Origin of the sequence: Streptomyces sp. Da 82-17, assembly GCF_046098215.1 — a bacterium.
Classification (GTDB): domain Bacteria; phylum Actinomycetota; class Actinomycetes; order Streptomycetales; family Streptomycetaceae; genus Streptomyces.
This window is the reverse complement of sequence record NZ_JBJURH010000009.1, coordinates 151,040-167,981: the sequence shown is the minus strand read 5'-3', so window position 1 is coordinate 167,981 and position 16,942 is coordinate 151,040. Positions and strand designations below refer to the sequence as shown.

Genomic DNA, 16,942 nt, shown 5'->3' with positions numbered 1-16,942 from the left:
TCCGGCATCATGAGGCGTCGGCGGCGGGAGCGGGGGGAAACCCATGACGGACACGGACGGCAGGGACGGGTTTGTGCGGGCCGGGGGTGGGGCTCGGATCGCGTATCAGGTGCGGGGCGGTGGGCGGGCGCTCGTGCTGCTCGCCGGGCAGTCCAACAACCACCACTGGTGGGACGCCGTGCGCGAGGACTTCCACCCCGCGCACCGCACGGTCACCCTCGACCCGCGCGGCACGGGAGCGAGCGACAAGCCTCAACACGGCTACTCCATAAGTGAGTTCGCTGACGATGTGATCGCCGTCCTGGACGCACTGGGGCTTGACCGGGTCGATCTGTACGGCACGTCCATGGGCGGCCGTGTCGCCCAGTGGGTCGCCGTGCGGCACCCCGAGCGGGTACGGCGGCTCGTCCTCGGCTGCACCTCGCCCGGCGGCCCGCATGCCGCTCAACCCGACGCGTCCGTACGGCAGTTGCTCGCTCAGCCCGATCCGGTGGCGGTGCGGGAGGCGTTGGCCGACCTGATGTACACCCCGGACTGGCGGGCCCGGAACCCCGGCCCGTACCGCACGCTCGGCGATCCGGACATGCCGCGGCACGCCCGGCACGGCCACCTGGTCGCCAGCAACCGGCACGACGCGTGGGAGCAGCTGCCCCGCGTCACGGCGCCCACGCTGGTCCTGCACGGCGACGCCGACCGCCTCACCCCGCCCGGCAACGCGCACCTCCTCGCCGACCGCATCCCGGGCGCCGCCCTCCACCTGGTGGCGGGGGCCCGGCACGCGTACTTCGAGGAGGCCCGTGAGGAGGCGGGCCGGGTGGTGCGGGAGTTCCTGGCGTAGCCGCGGCTCTCGGCGTACGCCCCGGGGAGTACGCGGACCGCCTCCGCTCGCGGGACGTCAACAGGGGTGCCCGGTTGGGATGTTGAGGTCGTCCGACCTGACGCGACCGCTCACCCACCGTAGGGGCTCTCCATGACCACACCTGCTGCTCTCGACGACCGCCGCTCCCCCACCCCGCTCGTGCCGGTGCTGTCGTACGCCGTGCTGACGGCCGCGTACGTCGTCATGAACCGGGACACGCCCCAGCCGGACGCCTCGGGCGGCGAGGTCCTGGCGTACGCGCAGACGCACGGCACGTCCATCGTCCTCGGCTCGGCGCTGCTTGCCGTCGCCGCGGCGGCGCTGGTGTGGGCGGCTTCGGCGCTGCTCGGGCGTACGCCCGGCGGCACCCGGTCGTGGGGGCTCGGGAGCGGTGTGCTGGCCGGGGCCGCGCTCGTCGTGAGCGGCGTGTTCGCGTTCCTGGGCGGCCGACTGCCCGCGGACGGCGACCCCGGCGAGGCCCGTGACCTGGCCGATCTGTCGTTCCTTGCGGGCGGTCCCGCGTTCGCGGCGACGGCGGGGCTGCTCATCGCGGCCGTCGCGAGCACCCGCCGACTGCCGCGCGGACTGCGGGTGACGGGATATGTGCTCGCCGCGGCGGGGCTGCTCTCGCTGCTCACCCCGACCGTCGCCGCCTTCGGGTACCTGCTGCCGCTGGTCCGGTTCGGCGGTCTGATCTGGCTGGTCCTGGCCGCGGTGAGCGTTCAGCGGGGCGGCGCGGCCGTGAAGTCGTACACCGCGAAGTCCGCCACTCCGCGGTAGCCGATGCGCTGGTACAGGCCGTTGCTCGTGGGGTTGGCGAGGTCCGTGAAGAGCACCACCTCGGACGCGCCGGCCGCACGGGCCGCGCGGGTCGCCGCGTACGTCGCGGCGCCCGCGTAGCCGCGTCCGCGCAGCGCGGCCGGGGTGTAGACGGGGGTGATCCGGGCCTGGCCGGCGACTCTCGGGGTCACTCCGGCCATGGCGACGGGGGTACCGCCCGGTGTCTCCCAGAGGGTGAGGCGCCGGGCGGCGATGCGTGCGTCGGCCCAGGCCCCGGCGTCGTTCGGCGCGCGCCGCCCGGGGGCGCCGCCGTTGATCTCGGCCGTGAACTCCTCGTACCAGCGCATGAGTTGCTCCCGGTCCTCCGTTCCGGCGAGGCGTGCGCGGCCGGCGGGGCGGGGGCCGGGCGGGGTGAGCGCGGCGAGGCGGTAGAGGCGCTTGCGCTCGTGCAGGGCGGGGGTCGCGCGGGTGTGCCGCCGCCAGGCCTCGGCGAAGGCGGCGGCGGTGTCCCGGTCCGCACTGACGCCGGGGAGGGCGTGCCCGTCGGCGGCGAGGCGGACGGCCAGGGCGTCGGCGTCGTCGGCGGTGAGTGAGGTGAGGTTCAGGGGGCGGGGCGGAGTGCGGAAGTAGGCCGCCCGCACTTCGCCGTCCCGCTCCAGGAAGCCGAAGTACGGGTCGCCCGCGCCGTACGTGTGCGCTCCGCGCGTGCGCAGCGTCTCCGTCACGGTCAGCGGGAGGGTGTGCAGCGCGGGGCGCGAGCGGAGGAAGGCCCCGGCGCGGGCGAGGAAGCGGTCGAGGTCGTGGGTCGTGTGCCAGGCATCGGAGTGCATGGTCCATGCTCGCGGGCGCCGCCCGGTCGGCGCTCGCGCTTTTCTCGTCCTCGAACGCCGGACGGGCCGGACCAGGTCCCTGCTGCGCGCTCGGTCGCCAGGCTCAGATCGCCTCGCGGATGGCCCGTTCGAAGCCCTCGACGTGGCTGCGGGCCAGCTCCGCCGCCTGGTCCGGTTCGCCGCCGACGATGGCCTCGATCAGGGGGCTGTGCTCCTCGACGTGGCCCGACATGTCGTCGAGGCGGTCCACGAAGAGGCACCAGATGCGGGTGGCGAGGTTGTCGTGCCGTACGAGGGTGTCCTCCAGGTACGGGTTGTGCGTGGCCGCGTAGATCGCGCGGTGGACCTGGAGGTCGAGGCGCATCAGGTCGGCGGGCTCGGGCGGGGCGTCGGCCGCCGACTTCAGCTCGGTGAGCAGCGTCGTGAGGACCTCGCGGTCGGCGGGCGTGGCCCGGCGCGCGGCCTGGGCGGCGGCGAGGGGTTCCAGCTCCTGGCGGACCTCGGAGATGTGCGCGAGGTCGGTGATGTTGACCTCGGTGGCGAACGTGCCGCGCCGCGGGTAGGTCGTGATGAGGCGCTCGTACTGGAGGCGTTTGAGGGCCTCGCGCACCGGGGTCCTGCCGAGGCCGAGGGACTGCATCAGCTGGTCCTCGTTGATCGGGTCGCCGGGGCGGATCTCCAGCATGACGAGCCGGTCGCGGATGGCGCGGTACGCCCGCTCGGCGAGCGACAGCGCATCGCCCCGAGGATCGGTCGCGACCTGCTGCATGACTCCCCCTTGCCTTCCGGACCGCACCCTGTGTGCGTACGCCGAGTCTAGTGACCGGCGCGTACGGAGTCCCTGCCGGGCCGTCGTGGGTGCGGCCACGACGGCCCGGGGGCTCGCGAACCGGCGCGTCACGCCGGGACGTTGGCCTTCTCGGCCTCGATGGTGGTGTCCGGGCCGTGCCCGGTGTGCACCACGGTGTCGCCGGGCAGCCGGAACAGCTTCTCGCGGATGGACCGGACGATCACGCCGTGGTCGCTGAACGAGCGGCCGGTGGCGCCGGGCCCGCCGTTGAACAGCGTGTCACCGGTGAAGACCGCGCCCAGCTCCTCCGCGTGGAAGCACACCGCGCCCGGCGCGTGCCCCGGGGTGTGGATGACCCGCAGCACGGTGCCCGCGACCTCGATCGCCTCGCCGTCCGTCAGGTCGGCGTCCCACTTGCTGCCCGGGTGGGTCAGCTCCCACACGGGCCGCTCGTCGGGGTGGAGGAGCACCGGCGCCTGCGTACGGGCCGCGAGCTGGGGTGCGTACCGGACGTGGTCGTCGTGGGCGTGCGTGCAGAGGATGGCCTTGACCCGGCGGCCGTCGACGACCTCCAGGATGCGGTCGACGTCGTGCGGGGCGTCGATGACGACGCACTCCTGGTCGTCGCCGATCACCCACACGTTGTTGTCGACCTGGTGGGTCTCGCCGTCGAGGGAGAACGTCCCGGAGGTGACGGTGTGGTCGACGCGGACGCGGCTCACAGGACCACCACCGAGCGCAGCACGTCGCCGTGGTGCATCCGCTCGAAGGCGGACTCGACGTCGTTCAGGGTGATCTCCTCGGTGACGAACGCGTCGAGGTCGAGGCGGCCCTGCCGGTACAGGTCGATGAGCATCGGGAAGTCCCGCGACGGCAGGCAGTCGCCGTACCAGCTGGACTTGAGGGCGCCGCCGCGGCCGAACACGTCGATCAGCGGGATGTCGGGCAGCTTCATGTCCGGCGTGGGCACGCCCACCAGGACCAGCGTGCCGGCCAAGTCGCGGGCGTAGAAGGCCTGTTGGTACGTCTCGGGGCGGCCGACCGCGTCGATGACGACGTCGGCGCCGAAGCCGCCGGTGAGCTCGCGGATCGCCTCGACCGGGTCCTGCTCCTTGCTGTTGACCAGGTCGGTGGCGCCCAGGTCCTTCGCCCAGTCCAGCTTGCGGCTGTCGATGTCGACGGCGATGACCTTGGCCGCGCCGGCGAGGCTGGAGCCGACGATCGCCGCGCAGCCGACGCCGCCGCAGCCGATGACGGCGACGGTCTTGCCGCGGCCCACGGCGCCGGTGTTGATGGCGGCGCCGAGGCCGGCCATCACGCCGCAGCCGAGGAGCCCGGCGGCGGCCGGGGATGCGGACGGGTCGACCTTGGTGCACTGCCCGGCGTGCACGAGGGTCTTCTCGGCGAAGGCGCCGATGCCGAGGGCGGGCGTGAGCTCGGTGCCGTCGGTCAGGGTCATCTTCTGGGTGGCGTTGTGCGTGGCGAAGCAGTACTGCGGCTCGCCGCGGTTGCAGGCGCGGCAATTCCCGCACACGGCACGCCAGTTGAGGACGACGAAGTCGCCGGGCTCGACCTGCGTGACGCCCTCGCCGACGGTCTCCACAAGGCCTGCGGCCTCGTGGCCGAGCAGGAACGGGAACTCGTCGTTGATGCCGCCCTGGCGGTAGTGCAGGTCGGTGTGGCAGACGCCGCACGCCTGCACCTTCACCACGACCTCGCCGGGTCCGGGGTCGGGGATGCGGATCGTCTCGACGGTCACGGGCGCGTCTTTGGCCCTGGCGACGACGGCGCGGACTTCTTGCATGCCGGTGCTCCTGTGTCGGATTGCGTACGGGCAAATCGGTTTACGTACGAGCTATTCGGTTTGCGTACAGAGTGCATCAACGGGACCGGTTCGCGCGGGACTTGGCGCGATCGTCGCGAGCGGCCGCGAGGTCTGCCAGGCGATTGATATATCAGTTCCGCTCGCAAGGTATGCCCGGTCCGGGCGGCGGTCAAGGCCCCGCGATCAGCGCCCCGGAAAGCCGCCCCGCACTCGCTGCGGACAACCCCTTGACCCGTCACGGCGACGGGGCCTACCTTCCTGGAAGCGCTGATATATCAGTCACATATTAATGCTTCCCAGTGGTTCGAAGGTGGTGTTCGGCATGGCAGCGAATCCGTCGGTGACCGATGACGGAGCTCTTCTCTCCCTCCCCCTGAACGGCCTGGACCCGGAGGTCGCCGCGGCGGTCTCCCAGGAACTGCACCGCCAGCAGTCCACCCTCGAGATGATCGCCTCGGAGAACTTCGCTCCGGCGGCCGTCATGGAGGCGCAGGGCTCGGTCCTCACCAACAAGTACGCGGAGGGCTACCCGGGCCGCCGCTACTACGGCGGTTGCGAACACGTCGACGTCGTCGAGCAGTTGGCGATCGAGCGGGTCAAGGCGCTGTTCGGCGCCGAGGCGGCCAACGTCCAGCCGCACTCCGGCGCGCAGGCCAACGCGGCCGCGATGTTCGCCCTGCTGAACCCGGGCGACACGATCCTCGGGCTCGACCTCGCACACGGCGGGCACCTCACGCACGGCATGAAGATCAACTACTCCGGCAAGCTCTACAACGTGGTCCCGTACCACGTCGGCGAGTCGGATCTGCGGGTCGACATGGACGAGGTCGCCGAGCTGGCGCGCACGCACCGGCCGAAGCTGATCGTCGCCGGCTGGTCGGCCTACCCGCGGCGGCTCGACTTCGCGGCGTTCCGGCGGATCGCGGACGAGGTCGGCGCGTATCTGATGGTCGACATGGCGCACTTCGCGGGGCTCGTGGCCGCAGGGCTGCACCCGAATCCCGTCCCGTACGCGGACGTCGTCACCACGACCACGCACAAGACGCTCGGCGGGCCGCGCGGCGGGGTGATCCTCAGCCGGGCCGAGCTCGCCAAGAAGATCAACTCGGCGGTGTTCCCCGGCCAGCAGGGCGGCCCCCTGGAGCATGTGATCGCGGCGAAGGCGGTGGCGTTCAAGGTCGCGGCGAGCGACGCGTTCCGCGAGCGGCAGCAGCGCACCCTCGACGGCGCCCGCATCCTCGCCGGGCGGCTGCTCGCCGACGACGTGGCCGAGGCGGGCATCACCGTCCTCACCGGCGGCACCGAGGTCCACCTGGTCCTGGTCGACCTGCGGAACTCGACGCTCGACGGGCAGCAGGCCGAGGACCGGCTGCACCGCATCGGCATCACCGTCAACCGGAACGCGGTGCCCTTCGACCCGCGGCCGCCGATGGTCTCCTCGGGCCTGCGCATCGGCACCCCGGCGCTCGCCACCCGCGGCTTCGGCGACGAGCAGTTCCGCGAGGTCGCCGACGTCATCGCGCAGGCGCTCAAGGACGAGCAGTTCACCGACGAGCGGGCGGCGCTGCTGCGCGAGCGCGTCGAGAAGCTCGCCTTCGCCTTCCCCCTCTACCCGCACCTGAACGGAGAAGCGGCATGACCACGCAGTCGCTGCCGGAGCACCCCGACTGGCTCTGGCGCAACCCCGAGCCGCGCTCCTCGTACGACGTGATCATCGTCGGCGCGGGCGGGCACGGGCTCGCCACCGCCTACTACCTCGCGAAGGTGCACGGCATCACCAACGTCGCCGTCCTGGAGAAGGGCTGGCTGGCCGGCGGCAACATGGCCCGCAACACCACGATCATCCGGTCCAACTACCTGTGGGACGAGAGCGCGGCGATCTACGAGCACGCGCTGAAGCTGTGGGAGGGCCTGCCGGAGGAGCTGGACTACGACTTCCTGTTCAGCCAGCGCGGCGTGCTCAACCTGGCGCACACCCTGCAGGACGTACGGGAGAGCGTGCGCCGCGTCAACGCCAACAAGCTGAACGGCGTGGACGCGGAGTGGCTGGAGCCGGACGAGGTCGCGAAGGTCTGCCCGATCCTCAACGTGTCCTCCGACACCCGCTACCCGGTGCTCGGCGCCACCTACCAGCCGCGGGCCGGCATCGCCAAGCACGACCACGTGGCCTGGGCGCTCGCCCGGCGCGCGGACGAGATGGGCGTGGACCTGATCCAGGGCTGTGAGGTGACCGGCTTCGTCAAGGACGGCAACCGGGTCGTCGGCGTCGAGACCAACCGGGGCCGCATCAACGCGGGCCGGGTCGCGCTCGCCGCCGCCGGGCACAGCAGCGTCCTCGCCGAGAAGGCGGGCGTCCGGCTGCCGATCCAGTCGCACCCGCTGCAGGCGCTCGTCTCGGAGCTGCACGAGCCGGTGCACCCGACGGTCGTGATGTCCAACCACGTGCACGTGTACGTCTCGCAGGCGCACAAGGGCGAGCTGGTGATGGGCGCGGGCGTCGACTCGTACAACGGATACGGGCAGCGCGGCTCCTTCCATGTGATCGAGCATCAGATGGCCGCCGCCGTCGAGCTGTTCCCGATCTTCGCGCGGGCGCACGTGCTGCGGACGTGGGGCGGCATCGTCGACACCACGCCGGACGCGTCGCCGATCATCTCGACCACCGAGGTGGAGAACCTGTACGTCAACTGCGGTTGGGGCACGGGCGGTTTCAAGGGCACACCGGCCGCCGGCTGGACGTTCGCCCACACCATCGCGACCGGCGAGCCGCACCCCCTCAACGCCCCGTTCGCGCTCGACCGGTTCACCTCGGGCGCCCTGATCGACGAGCACGGCGCCGCCGCCGTGGCCCACTGAAGCCCGAGAGGAGCAGACCCGTGCTGCTGATCAGCTGCCCCTGGTGCGGGCCGCGTGACGAGACCGAGTACCACTACGGCGGCCAGGCCCACGTCCCCTACCCGGGCAACCCCGCCGACCTGGACGACCGGCAGTGGGCCGAGTACGTCTTCTACCGCGACAACACCAAGGGCCCGTACGCCGAGCGCTGGATGCACAGCGTCGGCTGCCGCCGCTGGTTCAACGTCGTGCGCGACACCGTCACCAACGAGGTGCTCGCCTCCTACCGGCTCGACGAGCCCCGCCCCGCCGCAGCCCAGGCCGGAGGTCCCCGATGACCGAGCAGAACACCCCCTTCGAGCAGTCCCGCCGACTGCCCGGCGGCGGCCGCGTCGACCGCTCCGCCGTCCTCCGCTTCACCGTGGACGGCCGGGAGTTGACCGGTCACCCCGGTGACACCGTGGCCTCGGCCATGCTCGCCAACGGCGTCGTGAACGTCGCCCCGTCCCTGTACCGGGGCCGGCCGCGCGGCATCGTCGCCGCCGGGGTCGAGGAGTCCAACGCGCTGATCCAGGTGGACGGCCACTGCTCCGAGGGCATGCTGCCCGCGACCGCGGTCGAGCTGTACGACGGCCTGACGGCCACCACGCTCTCCGGCATGGGCGTGCTCGACCCCACCCCCGACACCTCGGTGTACGACAAGAAGTACGTGCACACCGACGTCCTGGTGGTCGGCGCGGGCCCGGCCGGACTCGCGGCCGCCGCCGCTGCCGCCGATTCCGGGGCGCGGGTGATCCTCGTCGACGACCAGCCGGAGCCGGGCGGTTCGCTGCTCGCCGGCCGCGGCGAGACCGTCGCGTCGCAGCCCGCGCTCGACTGGGTCGCCGACGTCCGCGCGGCCCTGCACGCCGCACCCGAGGTGACGGTGCTCCCCCGCACCACGGCCTTCGGCAGCTACGACGACAACTACGTCCTGGCGCTGCAGAAGCGCACCGACCACCTGGGGGCCGCGGCGCCCGCGGGCGTGTCCCGGCAGCGCCTGTGGCACATCCGGGCCCGGCAGGTGGTCCTCGCGACCGGCGCGCACGAGCGGCCGCTGGTGTTCGCGGGCAACGACCGGCCCGGGGTGATGCTCGCGGGCGCGGTGCGCACGTACCTCAACCGCTATGCGGTGGCGCCGGGTTCGCGTGCCGTGGTGGCGACCACCAACGACAGCGCGTACGACACGGTCGCCGATCTGCTCGCCGCCGGGGTCGAGGTCGCCGCCGTGGTGGACGCGCGGCCCGAACTGAGCGCGCGGGCCGCCGAGTCGGCGGTGGAGACGGGGGTGCGGATCCTGACGGGCAGCGCGGTGGCCGACACCGCGGGCTGGGAGCGGATCACCTCCGTCACCGTGCAGGGCCTGGACGCCGACGGTGAACTCACCGGCGCCGCCGAGGAGTTGGCGTGCGACCTGCTCGCGGTGTCCGGCGGCTGGAGCCCCGTGGTGCACCTGCACTCGCAGCGGCAGGGCAAGCTGCGCTGGGACGACGAGCTCGTGGCGTTCGTGCCCGACGCGGCCGTCCGGGACCAGCAGGTCGTGGGCGCGGCCCGGGGCACGTACGACCTGGACGGCTGTCTGGGCGAGGGTGCCCGTGCGGGTGCGGTGGCCGCGACGGAGGCCGGGTTCGAGGTGCCGGTGCCGCCGGCCGACGAGGTGCGCCGGCCGGTCGCGCCGACCCGGGCCGTGTGGCTGGTGCCCGCGCTCGCGGGCGGCGACCCGGGTACGTGGGACACGCACTTCGTGGACCACCAGCGGGACGTGACCGTCGCCGACGTGTGGCGCTCCACCGGTGCCGGGATGCGCAGCGTCGAGCACGTCAAGCGGTACACCTCGCTCGGCACGGCCAACGACCAGGGCAAGACCTCCGGCGTCAACGCGATCGGCGTGATCGCCGAGGCGCTCGGCGCGGGCGCCTCGCCCGGCGAGATCGGCACGACCGCGTACCGCGCCCCGTACACCCCGGTCGCCTTCGCCGCGCTGGCGGGCCGGGAGCGGGGCGAGCTGTTCGACCCGGAGCGGACCACGTCGATCCACTCCTGGCATGTGGCGAACGGCGCCGAGTTCGAGGACGTCGGCCAGTGGAAGCGGCCCTGGTACTACCCGCGGCCCGGCGAGGACATGGACCGGGCGGTGGCGCGCGAGTGCCGTGCGGCCCGCGAGGGTGTGGCGTTCATGGACGCGTCCACGCTCGGCAAGATCGAGATCTGGGGCGCGGACGCGGGCGAGTTCCTGAACCGCATCTACACCAACGCGTTTCTGAAGCTGAAGCCCGGCATGGCCCGCTACGGCGTGATGTGCAAGCCGGACGGCATGATCTTCGACGACGGTGTGACGCTCCGCGTCGACGAGAACCGCTACTTCATGACCACCACGACCGGCGGCGCGGCGAACGTCCTGGACTGGCTGGAGGAGTGGCTGCAGACCGAGTGGCCCGAGCTCGACGTGCACTGCACCTCGGTCACCGAGCAGTGGTCGACGATCGCCGTGGTCGGGCCGAAGTCCCGCGAGGTGATCGCCCAACTCGCCCCGGACCTGGACGTGTCCAACGAGGCGTTCCCGTTCATGGCGTTCCGCGAGACGACGCTCGCCTCCGGCATCCCGGCGCGGATCTGCCGCATCTCGTTCTCCGGCGAGCTGGCCTTCGAGATCAATGTGGCCTCCTGGTACGGGCTCAGCGTGTGGGAGGAGGTCGACGCGGTCGGCCGGCCGTACGACATCACTCCGTACGGCACCGAGACCATGCACGTGCTGCGGGCCGAGAAGGGCTTCATCATCGTCGGCCAGGACACCGACGGCACCGTCACGCCGCAGGACGCGGGCATGGACTGGGTGGTGTCGAAGCGCAAGGACTTCGTCGGCAACCGCTCCTTCACCCGCCCCGACACCGCCCGCACCGACCGCAAGCACCTGGTCGGCCTGCTGCCCGCGGACGGGACGACACGCCTGCCCGAGGGGTCCCAACTCGTCGCCGAAGGTGTGCCGTTGACGCCCGATCAGGGGCCGGTGCCGATGCTCGGGCATGTCACGTCCAGCTATCACAGCGAGGCCCTCGGCCGCCCCTTCGCGCTCGCGCTGGTGGCCGACGGGCGCAACCGGATCGGCGAGACCGTGCTCGCCCCCGTGGGCGACGACCTGGTGCCCTGCCTGGTCGCCGACTCCGTCCTCTACGACCCCGAAGGGACCAAGCGCGATGGCTGAGCCGACCACCGCGGGACCGGCGCTGCTGCGCCGCAGCCCGCTCGCCCACCTGGAGGAGCGGCTGCGCGCCGCGACGATCACGGGTCCCCGTGGCGTCTCCCTCAGCGAGTGGCCGTACATCACGATGGTGAGCGTCCGCGTCGACCCGGCGTCGGAGGCCGCGGCCCGGATCGAGAAGGCCCTCGGGACGGCCCTCCCCCGCGCCTGCGGCGCGACCGCCACGGCCGGGCCGCACACCGTGCTGTGGCTCGGCCCCGACGAATGGCTGGTCGTGTCGCAGGCCGAACACCCGCTGCTGACGGCCGAGTTGGCGGAGGCGCTGGGCGGCGACCCGGGTTCGGTCGTGGACGTCTCGGCCAACCGCACCACCCTTGAGCTGTCCGGGCCGATGGCTCGCGAGGTGCTGGAGAAGGGCTGCTCTCTCGATCTGCACCCGCGGGCCTTCGAGCCGGGGCAGGCGGTGTCGACGCAGGTCGGCCCCGTTCCGGTGATCCTGTGGCAGACCGACGAGGCGCCCTCGTACCGGCTGTTCCCGCGGTCCTCGTTCGCCGACTACCTCGCGCGCTGGCTGCTCGACGCCATCGACGAGTACGCGCAGCCCGAGGTGACCTGATGGCGCTCAGCGCGTTCGACCTGTACTCGGTCGGCATCGGCCCCTCCTCCTCGCACACGGTGGGGCCGATGCGGGCGGCCCGGCGCTTCGTCGGGATCCTGGAGGACGACGGGCTCCTCGCCCAAGTGGCCCGCGTCCGGGCCGAGTTGTACGGCTCCCTGGGCGCGACGGGCCACGGGCACGGCTCCGACAAGGCGGTCGTGCTCGGCCTGGAGGGCGAGGACCCCGCCACCGTGGACACCGAGCGGTCCGACGACCGGGTGGCCCAGGTACGGGCCGAGGGGCGGCTGCTGCTCGGCGGCAAGCACCCGGTCGGCTTCGACGCCGACGCGGACCTGGTGCTGCACCGGCGCAAGTCACTGCCCGCGCACCCCAACGGCATGACGTTCCGGGCGCTCGACGCGGACGGCCGTGAGCTGGCCGCGCGGACGTACTACTCGGTGGGCGGCGGCTTCGTCGTCGACGAGTCGGCCACCGGCGCCGACCGGGTCGTGGAGGACACCACGGCGGTGCGCTTCCCGTTCGGCACGGCGGGCGAGCTGCTCGAACTCTGCACCCGCGAGGGCCTCTCCATCAGCGACGTCATGCTCGCCAACGAGGGGGCCTGGCGGGACGCGGACGAGACCCGGGCGGGCCTGCTCCACCTCTGGTCGGTGATGCGGGACTGCGTGGACCGCGGCTGCCGGCGCGAGGGCGTCCTGCCGGGCGGGCTCCGCGTACCGCGCCGGGCGCCCGGGCTCTACCGGGAGCTGAGCGCGGACGCGGAGGCGCGGGACCCGCTGCACGTCATGGACTGGGTGAACCTGTTCGCCCTGGCCGTGAACGAGGAGAACGCCTCCGGCGGCCGGATCGTCACCGCGCCCACCAACGGCGCGGCCGGCATCATCCCGGCGGTCCTGCACTACTACGTGCGGTTCGTGCCCGGCGCGAACGACGAGGGCGTGGTGCGGTTCCTGCTCACGGCCGCCGCGATCGGCATCCTCTTCAAGCAGAACGCGTCGATCTCCGGCGCGGAGGTCGGCTGCCAGGGCGAGGTCGGCTCGGCCTGCGCGATGGCGGCGGGCGCGCTCTGCGAGGTGCTCGGCGGCACGCCCGCGCAGGTGGAGAACGCGGCGGAGGTCGGCATCGAGCACAACCTCGGACTGACCTGCGACCCGGTCGGCGGGCTCGTGCAGATCCCGTGCATCGAACGGAACGCGGTCGCCTCCGTGAAGGCGATCAACGCGGCCCGCCTGGCGCTCGCCGGGGACGGCACCCACAAGGTGACCCTCGACAAGGCGATCAAGACGATGCGGGACACCGGCCGGGACATGAAGGACAAGTACAAGGAGACGGCCCGAGGCGGGCTGGCGGTCAACGTCATCGAGTGCTGAGGGCCACGGCCGGAGGGCTGGGCGTGCAGGTTCCGTTCAGGGCGGGGAACCTGCACGCCCGGCCGTGCTAGTGCACCAGCACGTGGGAGAGCGCGACGCGGCCCGTGCCCGTGCCCGTGAGGCGGATCTTGACGTACCGGGTGCGGGTGTCGTCGTCGAGCTCGACGAGGGTCGGCCGCAGGGCCTTGCCGGGGACGTGGACGGTGCCGGAGTCGGTGATCACGTCGAAGCCGGCCGTGGTCATCGACGCGTTGTTCCAGACCTCCACCGACCGCACCTTGCGCACCTCCCCCAGGTCGACCTGCCACCACGCGCCCGGCTCGGCGAGGGTGCGGGTGTCGGTCGTGGTGTCGCCGTCGACCGCGCGGTCCGCCGTGGCGGTGCCGTCCGTGGAGGACTGGGTCACGGTGCCGGTGCGGGCGAGGTCGGTCTCCAGGGCCTCCACCGGGCCGCCGTCCGCGCCCGCCGCGGCGGCCACCTCGACGGCCTCGGCGGGGAGCCGGTCGAGCCCGGTCCGGTTGTCCGTCATCACCGATCCCCGGCCGCTGAGGGCGGGCGCCGCGGTGTCGGTCCAGTTACCGCGGGCGGTGTTCTCGATGCCGTAACTCGCCCAGTTGGACACCCACTTGTAGCCGACGCGGGTGACGACGTTGCCCTCGACGCGGATGTGCGAGGACTGCTCGTCGAGGTACACGCCGTTGCCGTCGCGCTCGGTGTTGCCGTACGCGGAACGGTTGATGTAGTTGCCGGAGATCACGGTGCCGGGCTGGTCGCCCTGGGTGTAGATCGCGCCGCCGTCGTGCTGCTCCCGGTCGACCTCCATGACGCGGGTGATGCGGTTGGCGGTGATGCGGTTGTCGCGCAGCACGGAGGTGCGCGCCTCGGGCTGGTTCCAGCCCCAGCCGACGGAGATCCCCGAGTAGGGCAGCCGGTCCAGGGTGTTGTGATCGACCGTCAACTCCCGTTCGTAGCCCGCCCATACGCCCACCGAGTCGGTGTACTCGACGCCGGTGTCCCGGATCGTGTTGTACGCGACGGTGTTGCGCTCGCCGACCAGGTCGCTCTCCGGCAGCGGCTCGGTGTCGCCCACGTACACCGCCCCGGAGGACAGGTCGGTGAACGAGGACCGGCTGACCGTCGAGTCCTTCGTGCCGCCCTCCAGGATCACCCCGGCACCGCCCAGGCGGCTGAACTCGGCCCGTTCGACGGTGACTTGGCGTCCGCCGCGGACCGTGAGGGCCGCCGACGGTTTGGTGTAGTACCGGCCGGCGTGGTCGACCGGGCCGGTCGCGCCGGTGAGGGTGAGTCCGGCCTGGGTGCCCGCGTACCCCTCGTCGGTGTCGGGCTGCCGGTACGCGGCGTGGGCGAAGCCGAGGCCGCGCAGCGTCACGTCGTGCACCCCGTCCAGGACGAGGAGTTGCTCGGTGTGCGGGGTGACGAAGCGGGCGGTGCGCGGATCCTCGCCCGCGCGCGGCAGGTACGTGACCGTGCGCGCCTGCGAGTCCCACACGAACTCGCCTGGTTCGTCGATGAGTTCGGGCGCGTTCTCGAAGAAGGCGACGCCGCTGTAGCGGGTGGAGTCGACGGTGGTGGTGTCCCAGGCGGGGCCGGTGCGTTCGGTGCCGCCGGACGAGTTGCCCCAGCAGGGCTGGGCGAAGGTGAGGGTGTCGCCGCTGACCGCGTCGATCCGGCAGTGGTAGTTGCGCCAGCGCACCCGGATGACCGCCTCGGCGTCGGTGGGCCGCCGCCAGTCGGCGATCCCGGTGGCACGGGCCCCGCTCATGCCCTCCTTCGTCGCGTCGCACACGCTCGCCGGACAGGCCTCGCCCCTTGCGCGCACAGCCCGTTCGCCGTCCACGAAGAGCTGACGCGGGGTCACTCCCTCGGGCGCCTTCGCCGTCCATGTGCCGTCGGCGCCGGGCGTCCAGCCGGTCAGTTCCCGTCCGCCGGACAGCACGGGCCGCGCGCCGGGCGCCGCCGACCAGGTGACGGTGCGGCCGTCGCGCCCCGAGTCCTCGGGCCCGAGGCGCAGCGGCCGGTCCAGCTCGTACGTGCCGCCCGCGAGCAGAATCCGCACGTCCCCGGTCTCGCCGCGGGCCTTGTCCCGTACGCCTTCGAGGGAGCAGGGCGCGTCGTCGGTGCACGCTTCGCCGCGGCCGTCGGGGGCGGCGTGGAGGGTGCGGGCGGGTTCGGCCTGCGCGGTCGCGACGGGCAGGAGTGCGGCGAGCAACCCGGCGAGCGCGGCCCCCACGGCCAGGGCTCGGGCGCGTGCGGCGGCGCGTGGGGCGGTGGGTGCGGGGGTGCGGGTGCGTGCGGGGGTGCGGGGCCTCGGTGGGTGGCGTCTCATGCGGTGCCGCCTTCCGGTCGGGTGACCGAACCTGGATCGGTCACTCAGGTCGCGCGCCCGCAAGCTAGTAAGCGGTTTCTGAGACGTCAATGGGTCCGATGAAAGTGGCCGGGACGGCGCCACGCCCCGGCCAGTTACCCGGATAGCCCGGACAGACCTCCTATCTCTGGCCTACGGGAAGGGAGTTGAGCCTCAGGCCCCCGCCCCGCTCATCACCTGCACGCTCTCGTCGAGGACGCCGCTCGCCGGAGTGCGGTCCGGGCGGTACGCCGCCAGCTCGGGGGCCGGGCGGGACGTGATGAGTTCCCGGGCGGCGAGGCGGCCGAGCACGGGGGCGAGGGTGACGCCGCTGTGGGTGACCAGGGTGTACAGGCCGGGCGTGGCCTCCGCGCAGCCCACGAGGGGCAGGCCGTCCGCCGGGACCGGGCGCACACCGAGCCGTACGCCCGCCATCTCGGCCGTCCTCAGCGGGGCGTACACGGCGCGGCCCAGCCGGTGGAGTTCGCGCTCCAGGGCCGGGTCGGGCCTCCGCCGCTCCCCCGGCGCCCCGCCCTGGTCCGTGTCCTCCGTCCCGGCCCCGTCCGTCGGCAGCAGCGCGTCGACGGGCCACGAGATGGAGACGACACGGCCGTCGGGTGCGGGGCGCAGGTCGACGCCCGGGGTGGCGAGGATCGCGCCGAGCCGCTGCCCCTCGGGCAGCCTCGTGCTCTCCCCGACCAGCCCTGGCACCCGGTTCAACGGCAGGGCTCCGCCCGCGAGTTGGGCGATGCGGCCGGCGTCGGGGCCCGCGCAGTTGACCACCCAGTCGGCCTCGAAGCGGCGGCCCTCCGCGCGTACGCCGGTGACCCGGTCGCCGGAGCGGAGCACTCCGGTGACCCGCAGCCCGTACCGGATGTCGGCGCCGTCCATCGCCGCGCGGTCCAGGAGGCGGCGGGTGAACAGCGGGGCGTCGTACCAGGACGCGTGCTCGTGGACGACGAGTTCGTCCGCGCGGCAGGCGTCCGGGTCGGCGCCGGGGGCGAGCCGGACCAGTTCGGCGGGGTCGGCGGAGGCGCAGGCGTGGCCCCAGCCGCGGAGCCGCTCCGCGCGGTCCCGGATGATCTGCTGCTCCTGCTCGGTGTGGCCCCACTGGACGAGCGGCACCGGGTGGCGCCAGTCGGCCCCGCCCAGCTCCGCGCCGAGTTCCAGGTGGAGTTCGGCGCTGCGCCGGTTCAACTCGTAGTAGGCGTACGGGGTCTTGAGGTGGGTGACGTCGATGGAGAACGTGGCGCTGGACGTGCCGGCGGCCGGGCCGCCGGCCTCGATCACGGTGACGTCGGCGCCCGCGGCGGCCAGTTGCTGCGCGACGGACGCGCCGAGCACACCGGCTCCGAGCACGAGGACACGAGGCATGGGGGTGTTGTTCCTTTGCGGTACGAGTGAAAGGAGAGGTGAGGGAGGCAGGCCGGC

Annotated in this window: 14 protein-coding genes; 8 read left to right on the top strand and 6 right to left on the bottom strand. The window is 73.0% G+C overall.

Going from position 1 to position 16,942, the window contains the following annotated elements; translation table 11 throughout:
* Window positions 1-43: 43 nt before the first annotated feature.
* On the top strand, window positions 44-838 hold the full coding sequence (locus tag ACIDOF_RS17880; RefSeq protein WP_409006886.1) for an alpha/beta fold hydrolase: 795 nt from the start codon (window positions 44-46) through the stop codon (window positions 836-838).
* 132 nt (window positions 839-970) lie between these two features.
* Window positions 971-1,639: a DUF4386 domain-containing protein gene (locus ACIDOF_RS17875; protein ID WP_409006885.1), complete on the top strand. Its 669-nt coding sequence runs from the start codon at window positions 971-973 to the stop codon at window positions 1,637-1,639.
* Here the strand turns inward: ACIDOF_RS17875 and ACIDOF_RS17870 are convergent.
* The 4 genes from ACIDOF_RS17870 to ACIDOF_RS17855 all read right to left on the bottom strand — a co-directional run bounded on the left by ACIDOF_RS17870 (window position 1,582) and on the right by ACIDOF_RS17855 (window position 5,063).
* Window positions 1,582-2,469 (bottom strand): GNAT family N-acetyltransferase, encoded by an 888-nt coding sequence (locus ACIDOF_RS17870; RefSeq protein ID WP_409006884.1) that lies wholly within the window; start codon window positions 2,467-2,469, stop codon window positions 1,582-1,584. The two genes, ACIDOF_RS17875 and ACIDOF_RS17870, sit on opposite strands and share 58 nt — an antisense overlap.
* 103 nt (window positions 2,470-2,572) lie before the next feature.
* Window positions 2,573-3,238, bottom strand: coding sequence for a GntR family transcriptional regulator (locus ACIDOF_RS17865; protein WP_409006883.1), 666 nt, complete (start codon window positions 3,236-3,238; stop codon window positions 2,573-2,575).
* Window positions 3,239-3,366: 128 nt separating this feature from the next.
* Window positions 3,367-3,981, bottom strand: coding sequence for an MBL fold metallo-hydrolase (locus tag ACIDOF_RS17860; RefSeq protein WP_409006882.1), 615 nt, complete (start codon window positions 3,979-3,981; stop codon window positions 3,367-3,369).
* The gene (locus tag ACIDOF_RS17855; protein ID WP_409006881.1) at window positions 3,978-5,063 is read right to left on the bottom strand and encodes an S-(hydroxymethyl)mycothiol dehydrogenase; all 1,086 of its coding nucleotides are present in this window, start codon (window positions 5,061-5,063) and stop codon (window positions 3,978-3,980) included. Before ACIDOF_RS17855 ends, ACIDOF_RS17860 begins: the two co-directional genes overlap by 4 nt.
* A 343-nt stretch (window positions 5,064-5,406) precedes the next feature.
* Between ACIDOF_RS17855 and glyA the strand changes: the two genes are divergently transcribed.
* Genes glyA through ACIDOF_RS17825 form a run of 6 tightly spaced genes read left to right on the top strand, consistent with a single transcriptional unit; the run spans window position 5,407 to window position 13,146 of the window.
* The gene (glyA, locus tag ACIDOF_RS17850; protein ID WP_409006880.1) at window positions 5,407-6,723 is read left to right on the top strand and encodes a serine hydroxymethyltransferase; all 1,317 of its coding nucleotides are present in this window, start codon (window positions 5,407-5,409) and stop codon (window positions 6,721-6,723) included.
* Window positions 6,720-7,940 (top strand): sarcosine oxidase subunit beta family protein, encoded by a 1,221-nt coding sequence (locus ACIDOF_RS17845; protein WP_409006879.1) that lies wholly within the window; start codon window positions 6,720-6,722, stop codon window positions 7,938-7,940. The genes glyA and ACIDOF_RS17845 overlap by 4 nt, the downstream gene beginning before the upstream one ends.
* Window positions 7,941-7,960: 20 nt before the next feature.
* Complete coding sequence (locus tag ACIDOF_RS17840) at window positions 7,961-8,257, top strand: sarcosine oxidase subunit delta (protein ID WP_409006878.1); 297 nt, start codon at window positions 7,961-7,963, stop codon at window positions 8,255-8,257.
* The gene (locus ACIDOF_RS17835; protein ID WP_409006877.1) at window positions 8,254-11,160 is read left to right on the top strand and encodes a sarcosine oxidase subunit alpha family protein; all 2,907 of its coding nucleotides are present in this window, start codon (window positions 8,254-8,256) and stop codon (window positions 11,158-11,160) included. The genes ACIDOF_RS17840 and ACIDOF_RS17835 overlap by 4 nt, the downstream gene beginning before the upstream one ends.
* Entirely contained in the window at window positions 11,153-11,773 is a 621-nt protein-coding gene (locus ACIDOF_RS17830) for a sarcosine oxidase subunit gamma (RefSeq protein ID WP_409006876.1), read from the top strand. Before ACIDOF_RS17835 ends, ACIDOF_RS17830 begins: the two co-directional genes overlap by 8 nt.
* Window positions 11,773-13,146 (top strand): L-serine ammonia-lyase, encoded by a 1,374-nt coding sequence (locus tag ACIDOF_RS17825; RefSeq protein ID WP_409006875.1) that lies wholly within the window; start codon window positions 11,773-11,775, stop codon window positions 13,144-13,146. The genes ACIDOF_RS17830 and ACIDOF_RS17825 overlap by 1 nt, the downstream gene beginning before the upstream one ends.
* Window positions 13,147-13,213: 67 nt before the next feature.
* On the opposite strand, the gene ACIDOF_RS17820 is transcribed toward ACIDOF_RS17825, so the two are convergent.
* Window positions 13,214-15,493, bottom strand: coding sequence for a right-handed parallel beta-helix repeat-containing protein (locus ACIDOF_RS17820; protein WP_409006874.1), 2,280 nt, complete (start codon window positions 15,491-15,493; stop codon window positions 13,214-13,216).
* Between the two features lie 192 nt (window positions 15,494-15,685).
* Window positions 15,686-16,885: an NAD(P)/FAD-dependent oxidoreductase gene (locus tag ACIDOF_RS17815; RefSeq protein ID WP_409006873.1), complete on the bottom strand. Its 1,200-nt coding sequence runs from the start codon at window positions 16,883-16,885 to the stop codon at window positions 15,686-15,688.
* Window positions 16,886-16,942: the final 57 nt, after the last annotated feature.